Raw genomic sequence first — 18458 nt, 5'->3', positions numbered from 1 at the left:
TATCTCGTTGATATCAAAAACCATTGACAGCACGTGGTTCGCGATCAGGCGTGTGCCGGGATCTTGAATAGCCGGAAAAAATTCTGCGTGGTGACAGCGCCGAGTTCGGCCTCCGGCAACCCGCGTGCCTGTGCAATGAATCTTCCGACATGGCTGACGTACGCAGGTTCATTGGGTTTGCCACGAAATGGAACGGGCGCGAGGTACGGCGAATCAGTTTCGATCAAAAGGCGCTCGATCGGCACGCGGCGCGCAACATCCTGAACGTCCGTCGCGCTCTTGAACGTCACGATGCCGGAAAGCGAAATGTAAAAATTCTGCGCCAGCGCGCGCTCGGCGATCGGCCACGGCTCCGTGAAGCAGTGCATCACCCCGCCCGGCTCGCCCGCGCGCTCCTCTTCCATGATGCGCAGGGTGTCGTCGGCGGCCGCGCGCGTATGGACGATGAGCGGCTTGGACGTGGCGTGCGCCGCGCGAATATGGGTGCGAAAGCGCTCGCGCTGCCATTCCATGTCGGCGATCGTGCGCTCGCCGAGGCGAAAGTAATCGAGCCCCGTTTCGCCGATCGCCACGACCTTCGGATGCTGCGCAAGCTCGATGAGCTCGGCCACGCTCGGCTCTCGCATGTCCTCGTGATCGGGATGCACGCCCACCGAAGCGTAGACGTTCTCGTAGCGGCTCGCGATGTCGAGCACCGAAGGCAGCGTCTCGAGATCGACCGAGACACAGAGCGCGTGCGTGACGGCGTTCGCGCGCATGTTCTCGAGCACTTGCGGCAGCCGGTCGGCGAGGCCCTCGAAATTGATGTGGCAATGCGAATCGACAAACATGGATGGTCCTGCGATGGCGGAATCGGTAAGTAGCGCGGATCGGACAGTGCAGTTGTTCGAGCGCGGTTCGAACAGCGCGGATTGAAACGGCGCCAGAGCGCAGCGCGCCTGGATAAAGCCTGTGATAGCCCCGCGAGCCCCCTGAAGCAGCACGAACGCGGCCCGGGAGCGCTCAAGCGGGCCTGTCAGGCGAACAATTCACGATAGCCGAGAAAAAGCTCTTCGAACACGAGACGCGCATTCAGCGGATGGTTCTCCACCGCGCGCTGGCGCGTGACGGTCTTCATGTAGCGCGCGAGCGCGGCCGCGTCGAGCTTCGCGGCGCAACGCGCGAGCGCCGATGCGGCCTGCGGGAAATATCGCGGACGGCCTGCCGTGCGTTCGGCGAGCAGATCGTACACCCAGCGCTGCAGCCAGCCGAGCACGAGCGGCACCGGCAGTTTCTGCAGCGTCTCGCCGCAGGCAAAGGCGTCGCAGCCGGGGCCGGCTGCGAGCTGGGCGAGCGTCCAGTCGCGCAGCGTGCGGTTTTCGTCGTGCGCGAGCGCGAACGCCGCGAGCGGCGCGCCGCCGGCTTCGGCCAGCAGCGCCGGGGCGTCATCCACGCCCTGCTGCGCGAGCCAGGCCGCGGCGCTCTCGGGCGCCGGCGTGCCCATCGGCCACTGACGGCAACGGCTGATGATGGTAGGCAGCAGTCGGTCGATGCGCGCCGACACGAGCAGGAACACCACGCCCGCAGGCGGTTCTTCGAGCGTCTTCAGGAGCGCGTTGGCGGCGGCGACGTTCAGTGCCTCGGCCGGATACAGCACGACCACACGCAGGCCGCCGCGGTGCGAGCCCACGCCCGCGAAGCCCAGCAGCGCGCGCACCTGCTCGATGCGGATTTCCTTGCTCGGTGTGCGGCTCTTCTTGCCCTCTTCGCCTTCGGCCTTGTCCGCCTTTTCGCCCTTGGCGTCTTCCTTGCCTTCATCGCCCACCGGGCCGATCTCGCCGGCCAGGGCCTCGGGCACGACGATGCGGTAGTCGGGATGATTGCCCTGCTCGAACCAGTGGCACGCCGCGCAGGCGCCGCACGGCTCGCCATTGGCCTGTGGCGATTCGCAGAGCAGCCCCTTCGCCAGATGCTGCGCGAACGCCAATTTGCCGATACCCGCCTGGCCATGCAGCAGCAGCGCGTGCGGCCAGTGGCTGCGCAATTGCTGCAGACGCTGCCAGTCGTCGGTTTGCCACGGATAGATCATCTTCGGAATCAGTCCTTTAAGCGAACTTCATGAGCATTGCCATGGAGTTCGCGCGGCCATGTAAAAAAGCCAAATGTCGCCGCGCAATCAAAGCGTTGCGATCACATGCTCGAGCTTTTCGCGAATCGCATCGATGCCTTGCGACGAATCGATGATCGCGAAGCGGTACGGCGCCTCTTCCGCACGGCGCAGGTATTCGGTGCGCGTGCGCGTGAAGAACGCGTCGGTCTCGCTCTCGAAGCGGTCGGGCTCGCGCGCCGCGCCGCGCCGCTCGCTCGCCGTGTCGGGCGGCAGATCGAACAGCACCGTCAGGTCGGGCTGGAAACCGCCCTGCACCCAGCGCTCCAGTGTTTCGAGCTTGTCGCGCGGCAGCCCGCGGCCGCCGCCCTGATAGGCGAAGGTGGCATCGGTGAAGCGGTCCGAGAGCACCCAGTCGCCGCGTGCGAGCGCGGGCTCGATCACCTGGGCAAGATGTTCGCGGCGCGCCGCGAACATCAGGAGCGCCTCGGTTTCGAGGTCCATCGACTGATGCAGGACGATCTCGCGCAACGCCTCGCCAAGCGGCGTGCCGCCCGGTTCGCGCGTCATGACGACCGTGCGGCCCGAGGGTGCGAGCTTCTGCACGAGCTGATCGCGAAACCACGCGAGATGCGTGGTCTTGCCCGCGCCGTCGATGCCCTCGAACGTGATGAATCGGCCCCGCGCCATTTAATTACCCCGGATGTATTTGTCGACGGCTTTGTTGTGGTCGACGAGATTATCGGAAAAAACGCTGCCGCCATCGCCGCGCGCCACGAAGTACAGCGCCGCCGTCGATGCCGGATTGAGCGCCGCCTGAATCGCCGCGGCACCGGGCAGCGCGATGGGAGTCGGCGGCAGCCCGAGACGCACGTAGGTATTGTAAAGAGTGTCCGACTGCAGATCGCGCTTGTGCAAACGCCCCGCGTAGCTGTCGCCGAGGCCGTAGATCACGGCGGGATCGGTCTGCAGCGGCATGCCCACCTTCAGTCGGTTCGCGAACACGGCCGCCACGAGCGCGCGATCGCCGGGCCGGCCCGTCTCCTTCTCCACGAGCGAAGCGAGCGTGAGCGCTTCGTAGGGCGACTTGAGCGGCAACCCCGGCGCGCGCGCGGCCCAGGCTTCGGCCAGACGCGTCTGCATCAGGTGGTAGGCGCGGCGGTAGACGTCGAGATCGCTCGAACCCTTGTCGAACAGGTAGGTGTCGGGAAAGAACAGCCCCTCGCCGCTGTCGTTCGGCGCGGGCGGCGCGCCGATCGCGGCGAGCAACTGCGCGTCGGTCATGCCGGCGGTGTCGTGGCGCAGCGCGGGGTTCGCATCGAGCTCGGCGCGCATGCGCTTGAAGGTCCAGCCTTCGATGATCGTGGCCACGGACTCATTCACGTCGCCGAGCGCCATCTTCTGCAGCACCTCGTAAGGCGTGATGCCCGCCTTGAACTCGTAGTTGCCCGATTTGAGCTGGCTTTGCAGCCCCAGCACGCGCGTCATCAGCACGAAGAGCTGGGTCTGGACCGGCACGCCGCCACGCTGCAACTGCGTGGTGACGCTGCGCACGGAGCTGTGCGGCTTGATGGTGACGTCGAGCTGTGGGGCGGCGAGCTCGAGCGGCGCGGTGGCCCAATGCCAGACGCCGCCCGCCGCGGCGGCGCCAATCACGACTAGCGCGGCGCCGGCAACAAGGCATTTCTTCAGGAGGGACATGGAAACACGACTCAGGGGGACCTCATATAATAACTGCTTGCCTTCGCTAAAGTCAGGATTGACTGTTCCCCGAATCCATGAACTCCCCGCTCGATCCCGCTTCCACGCTTTCCGTGCCCGAATCCACACCTGAATTCGCAACCGGTTCCGCCACCGATTCTGCTACCGACCCGGCGGCCGGTTTCGACGCCGTTCTGAGGGGCGGCGCCTACGCGATCCTGCCGCAGTTCGGCGTGATCGACGCCAATGGCGACGACGCCGCGACCTTCCTGCACAGCCAGCTCACCAACGACATCCAGCATCTGGACGTGACCGGCGCGCGCCTCGCGGGCTACTGCTCGCCGAAAGGCCGCCTGCTGGCCTCGTTCCTCACCTGGAAAACCGGCGACACGATCCGCCTGCTGATTTCGAGAGACGTGCAGGCGAGCGTGCAAAAACGCCTTTCGATGTTCGTGCTGCGCGCCAAGGCCAAGCTCACGGACGACAGCGACAAGCTGCTCGTAGTGGGCCTTGCGGGCGACGTGCGCGGCGCGCTCGCAAGCGTGTTCGACGCCCTGCCCGACGGCGTGCACGTGAAGGTCGACGATCCAACCGGCACGCTGATCCGCATGCCCGATGCGGCCGGTAGCCTGCGTTATCTGTGGGTCGGCCCGAAGGACGCCGTAGAGGCACGGCTCGCGAAGCTCGACGGTGCGCTAAGGCGCGTGTCGCCCGCCGTGTGGGACTGGCTCGACATTCGCGCGGGCGAGCCGCGCATCACGCACGCAGTGAGCGAGCAGTTCGTGCCGCAAATGGTCAACTACGACGTGCTGGGCGGCGTGAATTTCCGCAAGGGTTGCTATCCGGGCCAGGAAATCGTGGCGCGCAGCCAGTACCGCGGCACGATCAAGCGCCGCACCGCGCTCGCTAATGTCGCGGCAGGCGTCGAGGTTGCGCATGCGGGCGTCGAGCTCTTCCACTCGGACGATCCGGCGCAACCGTGCGGCATGGTCGTGAACGCGGCCGCCGCACCCGATGGCGGCGTCGATCTGCTCGCGGAGATCAAGCTCGCCGCGCTCGAAACGGGCAGCGTCCACCTGGGCGCCGCCGACGGCCCCGTGCTGCGCATGCTGCCGCTGCCTTACGCGTTGCCCGTCGAGGGTTGACGCCGTTGGCCACCTTCGAGGCGTCCATGGCGTGCGAGGCGCCTCGCGTTTCGTGCGCGCTGGACGGTGCACGGTTCGGCTCGTGCTTCGGCCCACGCTTTTGCCCAGGCTTTCGCCAACATTTCGGCGCGGCCCCACTCCTGCCCCCGCAAGGCCCGACCCCATGTGCCTGATCGTCTTCGACTGGCGTCCGCGCGCGAGCGCCGGCGCACTCTTCACGCTCGCCGCCAACCGCGACGAATTCCTGCGCCGCACCGCCGATCCGTTGCACTGGTGGAGCACATCGGACGACGTGAGCTCGCCGGGCAGCTCGCCCGCCGGTGTGCTGGCGGGCCGCGACCTCGTGGGCGGAGGCACGTGGCTCGGCATGACGCGCAGCGGACGCTTCGCCGCGCTCACCAACTACCGCGCGCCGCACGAAACGCGCCCCGACGCACCCACGCGCGGCACACTCGTCTCGCGCTGGCTCACGGGCGCGCAGGATCTGCCGGACACGGCGCTAGGCTATCTCGACCAGGTCGCGCGTTCGGGCGAACTCTACAACGGCTTCAACCTGATCGTCGGCGACTGGGCGCGTCGCGAGCTCGCCTGGTATTGCAACCGTGGCGACCTCGCGCCAGCGCTGCTGCCAGAAGGCACGCACGGCATATCGAACGCCGTGCTGGACACGCCGTGGCCCAAGCTCGTGCGCAAGCGCGCGGAGCTCGCGGAACTGGCGACGGGCGAAACGCCGGCGCCGCTCGCACAGCTCGTGGAGATGATGCGCGACCCGCAGATCGCGCCCGACCGCGAACTGCCTGCCACGGGCATTTCGCTCGAACGCGAGCGCGCGCTTTCGGCCGCGTTCATCGAAACGCCCGACTACGGCACGCGCGGCACGACGGCGCTGCGCGTGGACGTGCACGGCACGCAGCTCAAAGTGGAAGCGCTGGAGCGCAGCGACGACGACGGCTCGCATCGCATCGCCCGCCCCGGCGCGTTCGAGCGCCGCGAAGCGTTCACGGTCGAAGCTGGCTGAACAGAATTCCGGAGGACTCCGGATCGATTCCGGGCGATTCCGGGCGATTCAGTCGACCGTCCCGAACGCCGCCCGCAGCGCCTCCACGGCCTGCCGATGCGCGAGCCGCGCTTCGTCGACGAACGCCCCCATCTTGATGAACTCGTGCACCACGCCTTCGTAATGCACGAGCGTCACCTCGTTGCCGGCCTCACGCAGCTTCTGCGCGTAGGCTTCGCCTTCGTCCACTAGCGGATCGAATTGCGCCACGGCGATCCACGCGGGCGCGACGCCGCGAAAGTTCGGCGCGTCGCGCGTGCCGTCAAGTGGCGCGAAGCGCCAGTCGTGGCGGTCCGAAGCGTCGCTCGCATAGTGCTCGAAGAACCACTGGATCGTCAGCGCGGTCAGCAGATAGCCCTCGGCGAGGCGCTTGTGCGAATCGGTCTGCTGAAGCGCGCTCACGGACGGATAGATCAGCAGTTGGAGCACGGGCGCAATGCCCGCGTCGCGCGCCAGCACGGCGCAGACGGTGGCGAGCGTGCCGCCCGCGCTGTCGCCGCCCACGGCAACGCGCGACGCGTCGAGCGCGTAGCTGGCCGCATGCGCGTGCAGCCATGCGTAGGCGTCGAACGCGTCGTGCACCGCGGTCGGGAAGCGATGCTCGGGCGCGAGCCGGTAGTCCACGGAAAACACGGCGCAATGCGCGTCGCGCGCGAACATGCGGCATAGCGCGTCGTGCGTGTCCACGCTGCCGATCGTGAAGCCGCCGCCGTGATAGTAGACGAGCACGGGCAGCGGCTCGGCCCAATTCGGCTCGACCGGCAGATAGAGGCGCGCGCGGATCGTTGCGCCATCACGCATCGGCACCTGCAGGTCTTCCACCGCATGCATCGGCGCGGCCGGAATCTCCAGCACCGACGCGCTCTTCTCGTATTCGGCGCGTGCGGCCTGCGGTGTTTGCTCGTGATAAGGCACGCGGCCCGCACGGGCCACCATGTCGAGCACGAGGGCGATCTTCGCGTTGAGTGCCATGACCGTATGCTCCTGCGCCGCCTATTGCGTCCCTTGCGGCGCCTGCTTGACTTCGGGTTTGAGCGAGAGCGGATCGGTCGGATTGCGCAACGTTTCGATGTCCTCATGACGCAGCTTCACCGACGCGAGAATCGCCGGATGCGTGAGGATATAGAAGCGATCTTCGCGCACGGCGTCGAAGGTCGCCTTCGCGACATCATCGGGCGTGAGCTTGCCCGAGCGGACCGCGCGCTGCAGTTGCAGATCGGCGGCCTGCTGCGAGCGCGTGGGCGGCGCGTCGTTGCGCAGGTCGCCTGGGCGGCTACGCTCGGCGTTCGCGATGCCCGTCGGCACGAAGGCCGGGCACAGCAGCGAGCAGCCCACCTTCTCGCTCACATTCCTGAGGTCGTGATAGAGCGTTTCGGTGAGCGCGACCACGGCGTGCTTCGATGCGTTGTACACGGCCATCGCGGGCGGCGAAAGCAGGCCCGCCACCGAAGCCGTGTTGACGATGTGCGCGCGCTCGCCCTGCGCGAGCATGAGCGGCGTGAAGCTTCGCACGCCGTTGGCCACCCCCATCACGTTCACGCCGAACACCCAGTCCCAGTCCTTCGCGCTGCTCTCCCACGCGAAGCCGCCGGTGCCGACGCCCGCGTTGTTGAAAAGCAGATGCACCTTGCCGAACGCTTCGATTGCCGCCTTCGCAAGCGCGTCGACCTGGGCGGGGTCGCGCACGTCGGTACGAACGCCGACGGCTTGCACGCCGCTTGCGCGCAGTGCATTGACGGTCTCGTCGAGCAGCGCCGCATCGACATCGGCGAGCACGAGTTTCATGCCGAGCGTGGCGGCGTGCTGCGCGAACGCGCGGCCAAAGCCGCTCGCCGCGCCGGTGATGACAGCCACGCGGCCGTCGAACTCGAACGGTTCGGACATTGCGAATCCTGCGAGAGACAAACGTGAAAAGACGAAGCGCGCTTCGCGCGCGCTCCGGTTAGATCAGCTTGACGAGCTGCTTGCCGAAATTCTGGCCCTTGAGCATGCCGAGGAACGCAGTGGGCGCGTTCTCGAGCCCTTCGGCCACGCTCTCGCGATACACGAGCTGCTGCTTCGCGACGAGCGCGCCGAGTTCCGCGAGCGCCTGCGGCCACACGTCCATGTGCTCGCTCACGATGAAGCCCTGCACGAGCAGGCGCTGAGTGAGCAGCAATTGCGGGTACTTGAGCGGCATCGGCGCGCCATCGTAGCCCGCGATCATGCCGCACAGCGCGATGCGCCCGAACGCGTTCATGCGCGCGAGCGTGGCGTCGAGCACTTCGCCGCCGACGTTCTCGAAGTAGCCGTCCACGCCATCCGGTGTCGCGGCCTTGAGATCCTGATACAGATTGCCCGCCTTGTAATCGACGCAGGCGTCGAAGCCCAGCGTCTCCGTCACATAGCGGCATTTGTCGGCGCCGCCCGCGATGCCGACCGCACGGCAGCCCGCGCGCTTCGCCAACTGGCCGACCACGCTGCCCACCGCGCCGCTCGCCGCGCTCACGACCACGGTTTGCCCCGCCTTCGGCGCGATGATGCGATTGAGCCCGTACCATGCGGTCACGCCCGGCATGCCCACCGGCCCGAGATATGCGGAGAGCGGCACGTGCGTCGTATCGACGACATGCAGATCGCTGCCGTTCGAGGTGCCGTACTCCTGCCAGCCGAACATCCCCACCACCCTGTCGCCGGCCTTGAACTTCGGGTTGCGCGACTCGACCACCTCGCCCGCGGTGCCGCCGATCATCACCGCGTCGAGCGGCTGCGGCGCCGCATAGGACTTGCTGTCGCTCATGCGCCCGCGCATGTACGGGTCGAGCGAGAGAAAGTGATTGCGCACACGCACCTCGCCTTCTTCGAGCGGCGCGAGCGGCACTTTGACGAGACGGAAGTTGTCGACGCTCGCGGCGCCTTCTGGGCGCGAAACGAGCAGGATCTGGCGATTGGTTTGGGTCATGGCTCGATGTGACGTCGTGAAGCGCGGCTTGCACCGCGCGGGGTTGAAACGGGTTCGCAATGGACTCAAAGCGGGCTCAAAGCGACTTCGGAGCAGCGAGCCCGGACAGGCACGCCGCGCTCAAGCTCGTTCAGGCGTCGCTTGGGCCCGGTTTTGCTCCGGGATCGCTGCGCAGGCGCTGACGCGTGACGTCGCGCCCCACCGCGAGCCGGCGCATGTACTTGAAAGTGCCGAGTGCCTTGGCGACGAAATGGCCTTCGCTGTCGCGAATCTCGCCTTCGCAGTAGGCCATGGTGGTGGAGCGGTGCAGCACGCGGCCATAGGCGCGCAATTCGCCGCGGCCCGGCTGCATGAAGTTCACTTTCATCTCGACGGTGACGACGCCCACGCCGTCGGCGGCCACGCTGCGCGCAGCCATCGCGAGCGCGATGTCGGCGAGCGTCATGGTCACGCCGCCGTGCGCCACATCCCACGTGTTGAGGTGCCGCGCGGCGAGCGCGAGCAGCACTTCGCTCGCGCCGTCGCGCGCGCTCACGAGCTGCGCGCCGAGCTCGTCGACGAACGGGCTCTCGATCACCATGCCCTGCGGCTCCCCCTGTTGACTGCCCTGCGCGCCATCGGGCGCGCCGCCCGAAGACATATCTGCTGTTCCGATCATGGTGCTTTTCAAACGACGTAATCGACAGCCTGACGCGACTCGACCACACGCTTGGCGAAGTCCTTCACGACGAGGTGTCCGGGATGGATCTGATAGGCATCGAGCGCGGCCTTGTCGGCGAAATCGGAAACGAGCACGAGGTCGAACGTCGAATCGAGGCCCTCGCCCGCCACGCCCACTTCGAGATGCAGCGTTCCGGGCACGAGATCGCGGCAGCCTTCGAGCAGCGTCTTGAACTTCGCGACGTTCTCGACGCGCGTTGCGCCTTCCGCCGATTCCTTGAGCTTCCACATCACGATATGACGAATCACGTTTTCACCTTTTCAGTGTTGCTTGAACGGAGCTCGCGCCGCACTGGCGGCGCGAATCAGCCGTCATGATACCCGCACTGTCAGAGGCGCGAGGGGGCGCTTCATGCGCGCATCGCGCGAACGAGCCCATGATTTCCGGCTCCGTGCGGCGCGATCGCACCCCCGCTGCTCGCATCGCTTTCATGGCTGCGCCTCGCTTGCTAGCCGGTGCGCGATCGCGCCGATGCGCATGAGCGCCGCGTCTGCGCTGTGCGGTTCGGGACCGGGACAGCTCACGCGGATGTAGTGATCGAAGCGGCCCGAATTCGAGAACACGGTGCCCGGCATGATGCGAATGCGCTCGGCGAGCGCGGCCTCGAAGAGCGCCATCGAAGCCACATGAGGCGGCAGTTCGATCCAGAACGCGAGACCGCCGGGCGGCGGCGTAAAGCGTGTGCCTTCGGGAAACGCGGCGCAAATGCCTTGCGCCATGCGCTCGCGCTGCGCGCGCAGCCTCTCGCGCAGGCGCCGCAAGTGGCGCTCGTGCGCGTGGCTTTGCAGGAATTCGGCGAGCACGGCTTGAGAAAGCGGCTCGTTCAGGCGCGACTGCGCGAACTTGAGCATGGCGATGCGCGCGTGCCAGCGGCCGCCCGCCATCCAGCCCACGCGCATGCCCGGCGCGAGCGACTTGTTGAACGAGGTGCAATGGATCACGGTGCCTTCGGTGTCCCACGCTTTAAGCGCGCGCAGCGGCGTTTCGCTTTCCACGAGTTCGCGATAGGGATCGTCCTCGATCACGGCGACGCCCGCCCGCGTGCACAGCTCGACGATGCGCCGCTTGTGGTCGTCGGGCATCACGCAGCCGAGCGGATTCTGCAAATGCGGCACGACCACCACGGCCTTGAGTGCCGGATGCTGCTGCAAGGCGAACTCGAGCGCCTCGACCGAAAGTCCCGTGCTCGGGCTCGCGGGAATCTCCAGTGCGCGCAAGCCGAGGCTTTCGAGCACCTGCAAGAGGCCATAGAAGCACGGCGACTCGACCGCAACCGTGTCCCCCTGTTGCGTGACCGCGCGCAGCGCGAGGTTGACGGCCTCGGTGCCGCCATGCGTCATCACGATCTCGTCGGTGTTCACGGCGATGCCCGCAGTCATCGCGCGGCGCGCGATCACGGCGCGCAGTTGCGGATCGCCGCGATCGTGGCCGGGTGCGGTGAGCAGATCGGGGCGCTGGCGCAACGCGCGCACGGCGATCTTCTGCAATTGCTCGCCGGGAAAGAGCGCATCGGCTGCGGTGACGCCGCCCAGATTGAGCGCGTCCGGAACCTGCTGAAAGCGGGCGACGAGCGCGGAAATCGTCGCGTGGATACCCACGAACTGCGCCACGAACGAAGCGTGCTGCGCCTCGTCGCGCCATTCTGGCTCGCGTGCGGCCGGCAGCGTATTCGTGCTCGGCGCACGCACGAAATAGCCTTCGCGCGGACGCGCCTCGATCAGCGCTTCGCGTTCGAGCACACGATAGCTTTCGGTGGCCGTGGCGAGGCTCACGGCGTGCTGGCGCATGAACGCGCGCATCGACGGCATGCGCTCGCCGGGGCGTAGCACGCCGCTTTCGATGCTGCGCCGATAGTGGCTGGCGAGTTGCCGGTAAAGAGGCGTTTCTGAGGCTGTCATCGCGCGATGATGCCAGATGCGCGGGGGAGCGCAACAGATACACGACGCATCGGTTTGAACCGCTACAGCGCGCCACTTTCGCGCGCTGTAGCGCGTGCGATAGCGCGGTGCTGAGCCTGTTGCGCGCCGCCCCGCGCCCGTAGAGTCTGGGGACGACTTCGCCACGACATCAAGGTGCCGCACATGCACGATCTGCCCTCCCCATCGTCTCGTCCGTATGGCTTGCCCTTGCGGGTCGAGCCCCAACAGATCCACTGGATCGAATTGCAGCGGGGCGCCTTGCTCGTCGCGCTGGAAGGCGGCATTCGCCTGAGTTATCGCGTTGCCGCGCTCGCGTCGATTGGACTCGTCGCGCCGCTGCTCACGCTGCATGTCGATGAAGGCGAGTGCCATCGTGTTGAAGATCGAGGGTGGTATGGCGTGAGCGGGGTTGCACGCGCGCACGCCAGTGTGCTGATCCTGCCCGCCGCCGGCGCCGCGCGCATGACGCGCCTGCGCCAGTGGCTGATCCGGACGCGCGCGCACGCAAAGGCTTGGGTTTTCCCGCGCGGGCGCAGCACGTAAAACCGCGCTACGCCCGCGCGCCGCACGAAGCCTAGACGACTTCGAAGAGGCCGGCGGCGCCCTGCCCGCCGCCGATGCACATCGTCACCACGACGAACTTCGCGCCGCGGCGCTTGCCCTCGATGAGCGCATGGCCCGTGAGGCGCGCGCCCGAGACGCCATACGGATGACCGACGGCAATTGCGCCGCCGTTCACGTTCAGGCGATCGGCGGGAATGCCAAGCTTGTCGCGGCAGTACAGCACCTGCACGGCGAAGGCCTCGTTCAGCTCCCACAGGTCGATGTCCTCGACCTTCAGGCCCGCCTGCTTGAGCAGCTTCGGCACGGCGAACACCGGGCCGATGCCCATCTCGTCAGGCTCGCACCCGGCCACGGCAAAGCCGCGGAAGATGCCGAGGGGAGCCAGGCCCTCGCGCTCCGCGACCTTCGCGTTCATCACGACGCAGGCGCTCGCGCCATCCGAGAACTGGCTCGCATTACCGGCCGTGATGACGCCGCCCGGCATCGCGGTGCGGATCTTCGCAACACCTTCGAGCGTCGTGTCGCCGCGAATGCCCTCGTCGGCGGCGATCGTCACCTCCTTCGTGACGAGCTGGCCCGTGGCCTTGTCGGCGACGCCGGCGAGCACCGTCAGCGGCACGATTTCGTCGTTGAAGAGGCCCGCGGCCTGCGCCGCCGCCGCGCGCAGTTGCGACTGCACGCCGTATTCGTCCTGGCGCTCCTTCGAAATTTCGTAGCGCTTCGCGACGTTCTCGGCCGTCTGCAGCATGCTCCAATAGATTTCCGGCTTGTGCTGGTTGAGCCAGCCTTCGGCCATCATGTGGCAGTTCATCTCGTTCTGCACGCACGAGATCGATTCCACGCCGCCCGCCACGAACACGTCGCCTTCGCCGGCGATCACGCGTTGCGCGGCGAGTGCAATCGTCTGCAGTCCAGAGGAACAGAAGCGGTTGACAGTCATACCCGGCACGCTCACGGGCAGGCCCGCGCGCAGCGCGATCTGGCGAGCGATGTTCATGCCGGTCGCGCCTTCGGGGTTCGCACAGCCCATGATCACGTCTTCGACGCGCGCGGGGTCGATCTTCGCGCGCTCGACGGCCGCCTGGGTCACGTGACCGCCGAGCGTGGCGCCGTGGGTCATGTTGAACGCGCCTTTCCACGATTTGGCGAGGCCCGTGCGGGCGGTCGAAACGATTACGGCTTCAGTCATGCGTGTCTCCAGCGAATGTGTTGATCCTGCGAATTGGGTGTCTTGAGCGTACGTCAGGGGTGCGTTGGTCGATCATCAGGGCGCATGGGTCATGCTGGTCATGCGCGGCCGGCGAGCACCTCGGCCGATTGCGCGCGTTTCACGCCGGCGGCCAGCAGTTGCTCCCACGCGGCGGCGAGCGAACCGTTCAGGTCGATGGCGCGCGAAGCGTCTTCGATCAGCACGGTCTCGAATCCCGCAGCGCGCGCATCGAGCGCGGACCACGCGACGCAATAGTCGGTCGCGAGGCCGCAGCAGTACACGCGCTTCACGCCCACGTCGCGCAGGTAGCCCGCGAGCCCGGTGCGCGTCTTGCGGTCGGCTTCGAGAAACGCCGAGTAGCTGTCCACGTCGGCGTGATGGCCCTTGCGGATCACCGCGCGCGCATGCGGCACGTTCAGGTCGCGATGCAGCGCCGCGCCCTCGGTGCCCTGCACGCAATGCACAGGCCACAGCACCTGCTCGCCGTAGGGCAGCGCGGCCGTCTCGAACGGCGCGCGCCCCGCGTGGTTGGCCGCAAACGAAACGTGCCGCGCCGGGTGCCAGTCCTGCGTGAGCACCACCTGGCTGAAGCCCTGCGCGAGCCGGTTCGCGACCGGCACGACTTCGTCGCCGAGCGCCACGGCCAGCGCGCCGCCCGGCATGAAGTCGTATTGCAGGTCGATCAGCAGGAGCACGTCGTCTGCGTTTCTCATGATGTTCGTCCGCCTGTTGGTCAAGAGCAAAAACTTAGTTGAACGTACCGCCCTTCGCGGCCAGCTCGACGATCGACGGCGCGATTACCCACGCGTCTCCGTTGCGCTGCTGCGCATAGCGGCGAATGGCGCGCTCGACGTTGTAGAGGCCGACCGTGTCGGCGTACAGCATCGGGCCGCCGCGCCACAGCGGGAAGCCGTAGCCCGTGAGATAGACCATGTCGACGTCCGAAGCCTTCGAGGCGATGCCCTCTTCGAGGATCTTCGCGCCCTCGTTCACGAGCGCGAACACGAGGCGCTCGACGATCTCCTCGTCGCCGATCTTGCGGCGCTCGATGCCGGCTTCCTTCGAGTAAGCGACGATCATCTCGTCCACGAGCTTCGAAGGCAGCGCATTGCGCTCGCCCGCCTTGTAGTCGTACCAGCCCGCACCGGTCTTCTGCCCGAAACGGCCGGTCTCGCACAGGCGGTCGGCGATCTTCGAGTACTTCATGTCCGGATGTTCCTGATAGCGGCGCTTGCGGATCGCCCAGCCGATGTCGTTGCCGGCCAGATCGCTCATGCGGAACGGGCCCATGGCGAAGCCGAACTTCTCGATCGCGCGATCGACCTGCGCGGGCAGCGCGCCTTCTTCGAGCATGTAGAGCGCCTGGCGCACGTACTGCTCGATCATGCGGTTGCCGATGAAGCCGTCGCACACGCCCGAAACCACAGCGGTCTTGCGGATCTTCTTCGCGACCTGCATGACCGTGGCGAGCACGTCCTTGGCCGTTTGCTTGCCGCGCACGACTTCGAGCAGCTTCATTACGTTGGCCGGGCTGAAGAAGTGCAGGCCGACCACGTCCTGCGGACGCTTCGTGAATGCCGCGATCTTGTCGACGTCGAGCGTCGAGGTGTTCGAGGCGAGAATGGCACCCGGCTTCGCGACTTCGTCGAGGCGCTTGAACACCTGCTCCTTCACGCCGAGCTCTTCGAACACGGCTTCGATGATGAGATCCGCTTCCTTGAGGTCGTCATAGGTGAGCGTGGGGCGAATCAGCGCCATGCGCGCTTCGAGCTTTTCCGCGGTGAGCTTGCCCTTCTTGACCTGCGCTTCGTAGTTCTTGCGGATCGTGGCAACGCCGCGCTCGAGCGCTTCCTGTTGCGTCTCGAGCAGCGTGACCGGCACACCTGCGTTCAGGAAGTTCATCGTAATGCCGCCGCCCATCGTGCCCGCGCCGATCACGGCCACTTTCTGGATGTCGCGCGTGGGCGTGCCCGAAGGCACGTCGGGAATCTTGCTCGCGGCGCGCTCGCCGAAGAACGCGTGGCGCAGCGCGCGGCTTTCCGGCGTCTGCACGAGTTCGACGAAGCATGCGCGCTCGAATGCGAGGCCACGCTCGAAGCCCTGCTTCACGCCGGCCGCGATGGCGTCGACGCACTTCACCGGCGCGGGATAGTTCTTCGACATCGCGCCAACCGTGTTGCGCGAGAACTGCAGGAAGCCTTCCGCGTTCGGATGCTCGATCTTGCGGTTGCGCACGAGCGGATGCGGCCCTTGCTTGTCGCCGACCTTGCGCGCGAAGGCAATCGCCTCGTCAAGAAGGTCGCCTTGCGCCATGGCGTCGAAGAGGCCCGTATTCGCGAGCTTTTCGCTCATCACGGGCGCACCGGTCACGATCATGTTGAGCGCGGCTTCGAGGCCGATCGCACGCGGCAGGCGCTGCGTGCCACCCGCTCCTGGCAGGATGCCGAGCTTCACTTCGGGCAGCGCGATCTGCGCGCCCGGCGCGGCGATGCGGTAGTGCGCGCCGAGCGCGAGCTCGAGGCCCCCGCCCATCGCCACGCTGTGGATCGCGGCCACGACCGGCTTCGCGCTCTTCTCGACTTCCTTGATGACGGTGTGGAGCGTGGGCTCCTGCATCGCCTTGGGCGTATTGAATTCGGTGATGTCCGCGCCACCCGAGAACGCCTTGCCGGCGCCGGTGATCACGATGGCCGCAACGGCCGGATCGCTCGCGGCGCGCGCGAGGCCCTCGACGATCCCCGTACGGGTCGAATGACCCAGGCCGTTCACGGGCGGATTGTTGAGCGTGATGACGGCGACGCCGTCGCGAGTCGTGTAGTCCACTGCCATTTGCCTGCCTCCATGCTTGTGGGCCGCGAAGTGCGTTGGGCGCACGCACCGGCCGATTCATTGTCCGACATTCCCTGACAGCAGGCAGAATACCCAAAAAAGAACGTTCGTTCAATTTTTTGCTGCAATGCGGACACCAGGGTTTGTACCGAGCGTCCCTGCTTTACGCTTCAGTCGGCACCTCGGTTGGCGCCTCGGTTAGCGCCTCGGTCGGCAAAGATCAGAAGAAAAAAAACGCAGCCAGATGGCTGCGCCGAAGAATCTTGCGCGGCTGCGCGGGGCGAATCACTCGCGCATGGGGAGCGGCTTCGTGCCTGGGGCGCCGGCCACACCGCCGCCTTCCTGCGCCGCATCGAACGGACACCCTTCCACCGAAAGCGCGCCCGGCAGCACGTGCGCGCGAAACTGTTCGCGCAGCTTGAGCTTTTGCAGCTTGCCGGTGGCCGTGTGCGGCAATTCCTCGACGAATACGGCGTCGTCGGGCAGCCACCACTTCGCGACCTTGCCTTCGAAGAACGCCAGCAATTCCTCGCGTGTGACCTCGGCGCCGGGCTTCTTCACGGCGACGATGAGCGGCCGCTCGGTCCAGCGCGGGTGCGCACACGCGATGCATGCGGCCTCCGCGATGGCCGGATGCGCCACCGCGATGTTCTCGAGCTCGATCGAGCTGATCCACTCGCCGCCCGACTTGATCACGTCCTTGCTGCGGTCGGTGATGTGCAGGAAACCGTCGGGGTCAATCGTGGCGACGTCGCCGGTCGGGAACCAGCCGTCCACGAGCGGCGAGCCGCCTTCTTGCCTGCCTTCTTGCCGATAGTAGCGGTCGATCACCCACGGGCCGCGCACATGCAGATCGCCGAACGTCACGCCGTCCCACGGCAGTTCGCGCCCGTCCTCCCCGACGATTTTCATGTCCACGCCGAAAATCACGCGCCCCTGCTTTTCGAGCAGTGCCTGCTGCGCCTCGCGCGGGCGCTGCGACTGCTCCCAGTTCAGCTTCGAAAGCGTGCCGAGCGGCGACATCTCCGTCATGCCCCACGCGTGGATCACCTGCACGCCGTAGTCGTCCTCGAAGGTGCGCAGCATCGCGGGCGGACAGGCCGAGCCGCCGATCACCGTGCGATTGAGCGTGGAAAACCGCACGCCCGCGCCGCGCATATAGGCGAGCAGGCCGAGCCAGACCGTCGGCACGCCCGCGGAGCCGGTCACGCCTTCGGCTTCCATGAGTTCGTAGAGCGACTTGCCGTCGAGATCCTTGCCAGGCAGCACGAGCTTCGCGCCCGTAAGCGGCGCCGCGTGCGGAAGGCCCCACGCGTTCACATGGAACATGGGCACGACGGGCAGCACCGCATCGCGCGCGGAAAGGCCCATCGCGTCTGGTAGCGAGGCACCATAGGCATGCAGCACGGAGGAGCGGTGCGTATAAAGTGCGCCCTTCGGATTGCCCGTGGTGCCGGAGGTATAGCAAAGGTTCGAAGCGCTGCGCTCGTCGAGCACGGGCCACGCGTAGTTCCCGTCCTGCGCCGCGAGCAGCGTCTCGTAGCAGAGCACTTGCGTGCGCATCTGGGGCCGGTGCGCCTCGTCGCACAGCGCAATCCAGCCGCGCACGTTCGGGCACTGGGGCGCCAGCGTATCGACGAGCGGCGCGAACGTGACGTCGAACAGCACGTAGCGGTCGTCGGCATGATTGACGATCCAGGCGATCTGCTCGGGAAAGAGCCGCGGATTGATGGTGTGGCAGACCGCGCCGAAACCGGTCACGCCGAAATAGGCTTCGAGATGGCGATAGCCGTTCCACGCCAGCGTGCCAATGCGCTCGCCCGGCGTGACGCCGAGCGCGATGAGCGCCTGGGCGAGCTGCCTGGCGCGCACCTCGCACTCACGGTACGTGTAGCGATGGATATCGCCCTCGATGCGCCGTGAGACGATCTGCGTGCTGCCATGATGGCGCGCCGCATGCGCAATCAACGACGACACCGTGAGTGGCACATCCATCATTTGACCCAGCAGCGGCGCACTCATCGGTAGTGGTCTCCTCGCGTTGATCGGCGTTTTTCTCTGTCTATGCGGCAAGCGCGCCGGCGGTCTTCACGCGCGCTTCAAGCAAGCTCCAGCACGCCGGCGGGTGCGGACTTACAATATCGGCTATTCAAAAGGCCCTCAATATGTCGTTTTCACCAGGCATTACCCCAACCCCGGCTACGGAGGGCGGTACGTCCGCCCCGCGCTCGCCCGCTGCCGGTCCGCTCGCCGATTTCGAGCACGCCCTGATCGCGCCACGCGAC

At 66.8% G+C, this 18458-nt stretch carries 17 protein-coding genes; 3 read left to right on the top strand and 14 right to left on the bottom strand.

The genetic code is table 11. The features are described from left to right. Nucleotides 1–44: 44 nt before the first annotated feature. From VMJ11_RS05440 to mltG, 4 genes are all read right to left on the bottom strand, one after another. Nucleotides 45–830, bottom strand: a complete 786-nt coding sequence (locus VMJ11_RS05440) for a TatD family hydrolase (RefSeq protein ID WP_325617712.1) — start codon at nucleotides 828–830, stop codon at nucleotides 45–47. A 185-nt stretch (nucleotides 831–1015) separates the two neighbouring features. Beyond that, nucleotides 1016–2068 (bottom strand): DNA polymerase III subunit delta', encoded by a 1053-nt coding sequence (locus tag VMJ11_RS05435; RefSeq protein WP_325617710.1) that lies wholly within the window; start codon nucleotides 2066–2068, stop codon nucleotides 1016–1018. Nucleotides 2069–2155: 87 nt separating this feature from the next. Beyond that, nucleotides 2156–2776 (bottom strand): dTMP kinase, encoded by a 621-nt coding sequence (tmk, locus tag VMJ11_RS05430; protein ID WP_325617708.1) that lies wholly within the window; start codon nucleotides 2774–2776, stop codon nucleotides 2156–2158. Beyond that, nucleotides 2777–3787 (bottom strand): endolytic transglycosylase MltG, encoded by a 1011-nt coding sequence (gene mltG, locus VMJ11_RS05425; protein WP_325617706.1) that lies wholly within the window; start codon nucleotides 3785–3787, stop codon nucleotides 2777–2779. A 77-nt stretch (nucleotides 3788–3864) separates the two neighbouring features. Here mltG and VMJ11_RS05420 point away from each other — a divergent pair, with 77 nt between their 5' ends. Beyond that, a complete protein-coding gene (locus tag VMJ11_RS05420; protein ID WP_325617704.1) occupies nucleotides 3865–4932 on the top strand; it encodes a folate-binding protein in 1068 nt (355 codons plus the stop codon). Nucleotides 4933–5095: 163 nt separating this feature from the next. Beyond that, a complete protein-coding gene (locus VMJ11_RS05415) occupies nucleotides 5096–5950 on the top strand; it encodes an NRDE family protein (RefSeq protein ID WP_325617702.1) in 855 nt (284 codons plus the stop codon). 48 nt (nucleotides 5951–5998) lie between these two features. Here the strand turns inward: VMJ11_RS05415 and VMJ11_RS05410 are convergent, their stop codons facing one another. The 6 genes from VMJ11_RS05410 to VMJ11_RS05385 form a co-directional block, all read right to left on the bottom strand. Continuing rightward, the gene (locus VMJ11_RS05410; protein WP_325617700.1) at nucleotides 5999–6961 is read right to left on the bottom strand and encodes an alpha/beta hydrolase; all 963 of its coding nucleotides are present in this window, start codon (nucleotides 6959–6961) and stop codon (nucleotides 5999–6001) included. Between the two features lie 21 nt (nucleotides 6962–6982). Then, nucleotides 6983–7873 (bottom strand): SDR family oxidoreductase, encoded by an 891-nt coding sequence (locus VMJ11_RS05405; protein WP_325617698.1) that lies wholly within the window; start codon nucleotides 7871–7873, stop codon nucleotides 6983–6985. Nucleotides 7874–7931: 58 nt separating this feature from the next. Beyond that, complete coding sequence (locus VMJ11_RS05400; RefSeq protein WP_325617696.1) at nucleotides 7932–8930, bottom strand: NADP-dependent oxidoreductase; 999 nt, start codon at nucleotides 8928–8930, stop codon at nucleotides 7932–7934. A 130-nt stretch (nucleotides 8931–9060) separates the two neighbouring features. Continuing rightward, nucleotides 9061–9510 carry a PaaI family thioesterase gene (locus VMJ11_RS05395; protein WP_325617748.1) on the bottom strand — a complete coding sequence of 150 codons (450 nt, stop codon included), beginning with the start codon at nucleotides 9508–9510 and terminating at the stop codon, nucleotides 9061–9063. A gap of 86 nt (nucleotides 9511–9596) precedes the next feature. After that, entirely contained in the window at nucleotides 9597–9899 is a 303-nt protein-coding gene (locus VMJ11_RS05390; protein ID WP_325617694.1) for a Dabb family protein, read from the bottom strand. Nucleotides 9900–10079: 180 nt separating this feature from the next. Further along, nucleotides 10080–11549: a PLP-dependent aminotransferase family protein gene (locus VMJ11_RS05385; protein WP_325617692.1), complete on the bottom strand. Its 1470-nt coding sequence runs from the start codon at nucleotides 11547–11549 to the stop codon at nucleotides 10080–10082. A 183-nt stretch (nucleotides 11550–11732) separates the two neighbouring features. Between VMJ11_RS05385 and VMJ11_RS05380 the strand changes: the two genes are divergently transcribed. Further along, a complete protein-coding gene (locus VMJ11_RS05380; protein ID WP_325617690.1) occupies nucleotides 11733–12113 on the top strand; it encodes a hypothetical protein in 381 nt (126 codons plus the stop codon). 31 nt (nucleotides 12114–12144) lie between these two features. Here VMJ11_RS05380 and VMJ11_RS05375 read toward each other — a convergent pair whose 3' ends face one another. The 4 genes from VMJ11_RS05375 to VMJ11_RS05360 form a co-directional block, all read right to left on the bottom strand. Next, on the bottom strand, nucleotides 12145–13323 hold the full coding sequence (locus tag VMJ11_RS05375; protein ID WP_325617688.1) for an acetyl-CoA C-acyltransferase: 1179 nt from the start codon (nucleotides 13321–13323) through the stop codon (nucleotides 12145–12147). A 98-nt stretch (nucleotides 13324–13421) separates the two neighbouring features. Then, nucleotides 13422–14057 (bottom strand): bifunctional nicotinamidase/pyrazinamidase, encoded by a 636-nt coding sequence (gene pncA, locus VMJ11_RS05370; RefSeq protein ID WP_325617686.1) that lies wholly within the window; start codon nucleotides 14055–14057, stop codon nucleotides 13422–13424. Nucleotides 14058–14091: 34 nt separating this feature from the next. Beyond that, nucleotides 14092–16173: a 3-hydroxyacyl-CoA dehydrogenase NAD-binding domain-containing protein gene (locus tag VMJ11_RS05365; protein WP_325617684.1), complete on the bottom strand. Its 2082-nt coding sequence runs from the start codon at nucleotides 16171–16173 to the stop codon at nucleotides 14092–14094. 285 nt (nucleotides 16174–16458) lie between these two features. Then, a complete protein-coding gene (locus VMJ11_RS05360; protein WP_325617682.1) occupies nucleotides 16459–18195 on the bottom strand; it encodes a 3-(methylthio)propionyl-CoA ligase in 1737 nt (578 codons plus the stop codon). Nucleotides 18196–18458: the final 263 nt, after the last annotated feature.

Origin of the sequence: Paraburkholderia sp. (assembly GCF_035501035.1) — a bacterium.
GTDB lineage: Bacteria > Pseudomonadota > Gammaproteobacteria > Burkholderiales > Burkholderiaceae > Paraburkholderia.
The sequence above is the reverse complement of the archived record's forward strand: the minus strand, read 5'-3'. Positions and strand labels throughout refer to the sequence as shown.

What these genes read in the sequence shown, in the direction of transcription:
- VMJ11_RS05375 (WP_325617688.1), bottom strand. Translation starts at nt 13,323, where the DNA reads ATGACTGAAGCCGTAATCGTTTCGACCGCCCGCACGGGCCTCGCCAAA.
- VMJ11_RS05380 (WP_325617690.1), top strand. Translation starts at nt 11,733, where the DNA reads ATGCACGATCTGCCCTCCCCATCGTCTCGTCCGTATGGCTTGCCCTTG.
- tmk (WP_325617708.1), bottom strand. Translation starts at nt 2,776, where the DNA reads ATGGCGCGGGGCCGATTCATCACGTTCGAGGGCATCGACGGCGCGGGC.
- VMJ11_RS05395 (WP_325617748.1), bottom strand. Translation starts at nt 9,510, where the DNA reads ATGGTGATCGAGAGCCCGTTCGTCGACGAGCTCGGCGCGCAGCTCGTG.
- VMJ11_RS05360 (WP_325617682.1), bottom strand. Translation starts at nt 18,195, where the DNA reads ATGAGTGCGCCGCTGCTGGGTCAAATGATGGATGTGCCACTCACGGTG.
- VMJ11_RS05415 (WP_325617702.1), top strand. Translation starts at nt 5,096, where the DNA reads ATGTGCCTGATCGTCTTCGACTGGCGTCCGCGCGCGAGCGCCGGCGCA.
- VMJ11_RS05420 (WP_325617704.1), top strand. Translation starts at nt 3,865, where the DNA reads ATGAACTCCCCGCTCGATCCCGCTTCCACGCTTTCCGTGCCCGAATCC.
- VMJ11_RS05405 (WP_325617698.1), bottom strand. Translation starts at nt 7,873, where the DNA reads ATGTCCGAACCGTTCGAGTTCGACGGCCGCGTGGCTGTCATCACCGGC.
- VMJ11_RS05410 (WP_325617700.1), bottom strand. Translation starts at nt 6,961, where the DNA reads ATGGCACTCAACGCGAAGATCGCCCTCGTGCTCGACATGGTGGCCCGT.
- mltG (WP_325617706.1), bottom strand. Translation starts at nt 3,787, where the DNA reads ATGTCCCTCCTGAAGAAATGCCTTGTTGCCGGCGCCGCGCTAGTCGTG.
- VMJ11_RS05400 (WP_325617696.1), bottom strand. Translation starts at nt 8,930, where the DNA reads ATGACCCAAACCAATCGCCAGATCCTGCTCGTTTCGCGCCCAGAAGGC.
- VMJ11_RS05435 (WP_325617710.1), bottom strand. Translation starts at nt 2,068, where the DNA reads ATGATCTATCCGTGGCAAACCGACGACTGGCAGCGTCTGCAGCAATTG.
- VMJ11_RS05440 (WP_325617712.1), bottom strand. Translation starts at nt 830, where the DNA reads ATGTTTGTCGATTCGCATTGCCACATCAATTTCGAGGGCCTCGCCGAC.
- pncA (WP_325617686.1), bottom strand. Translation starts at nt 14,057, where the DNA reads ATGAGAAACGCAGACGACGTGCTCCTGCTGATCGACCTGCAATACGAC.
- VMJ11_RS05385 (WP_325617692.1), bottom strand. Translation starts at nt 11,549, where the DNA reads ATGACAGCCTCAGAAACGCCTCTTTACCGGCAACTCGCCAGCCACTAT.
- VMJ11_RS05365 (WP_325617684.1), bottom strand. Translation starts at nt 16,173, where the DNA reads ATGGCAGTGGACTACACGACTCGCGACGGCGTCGCCGTCATCACGCTC.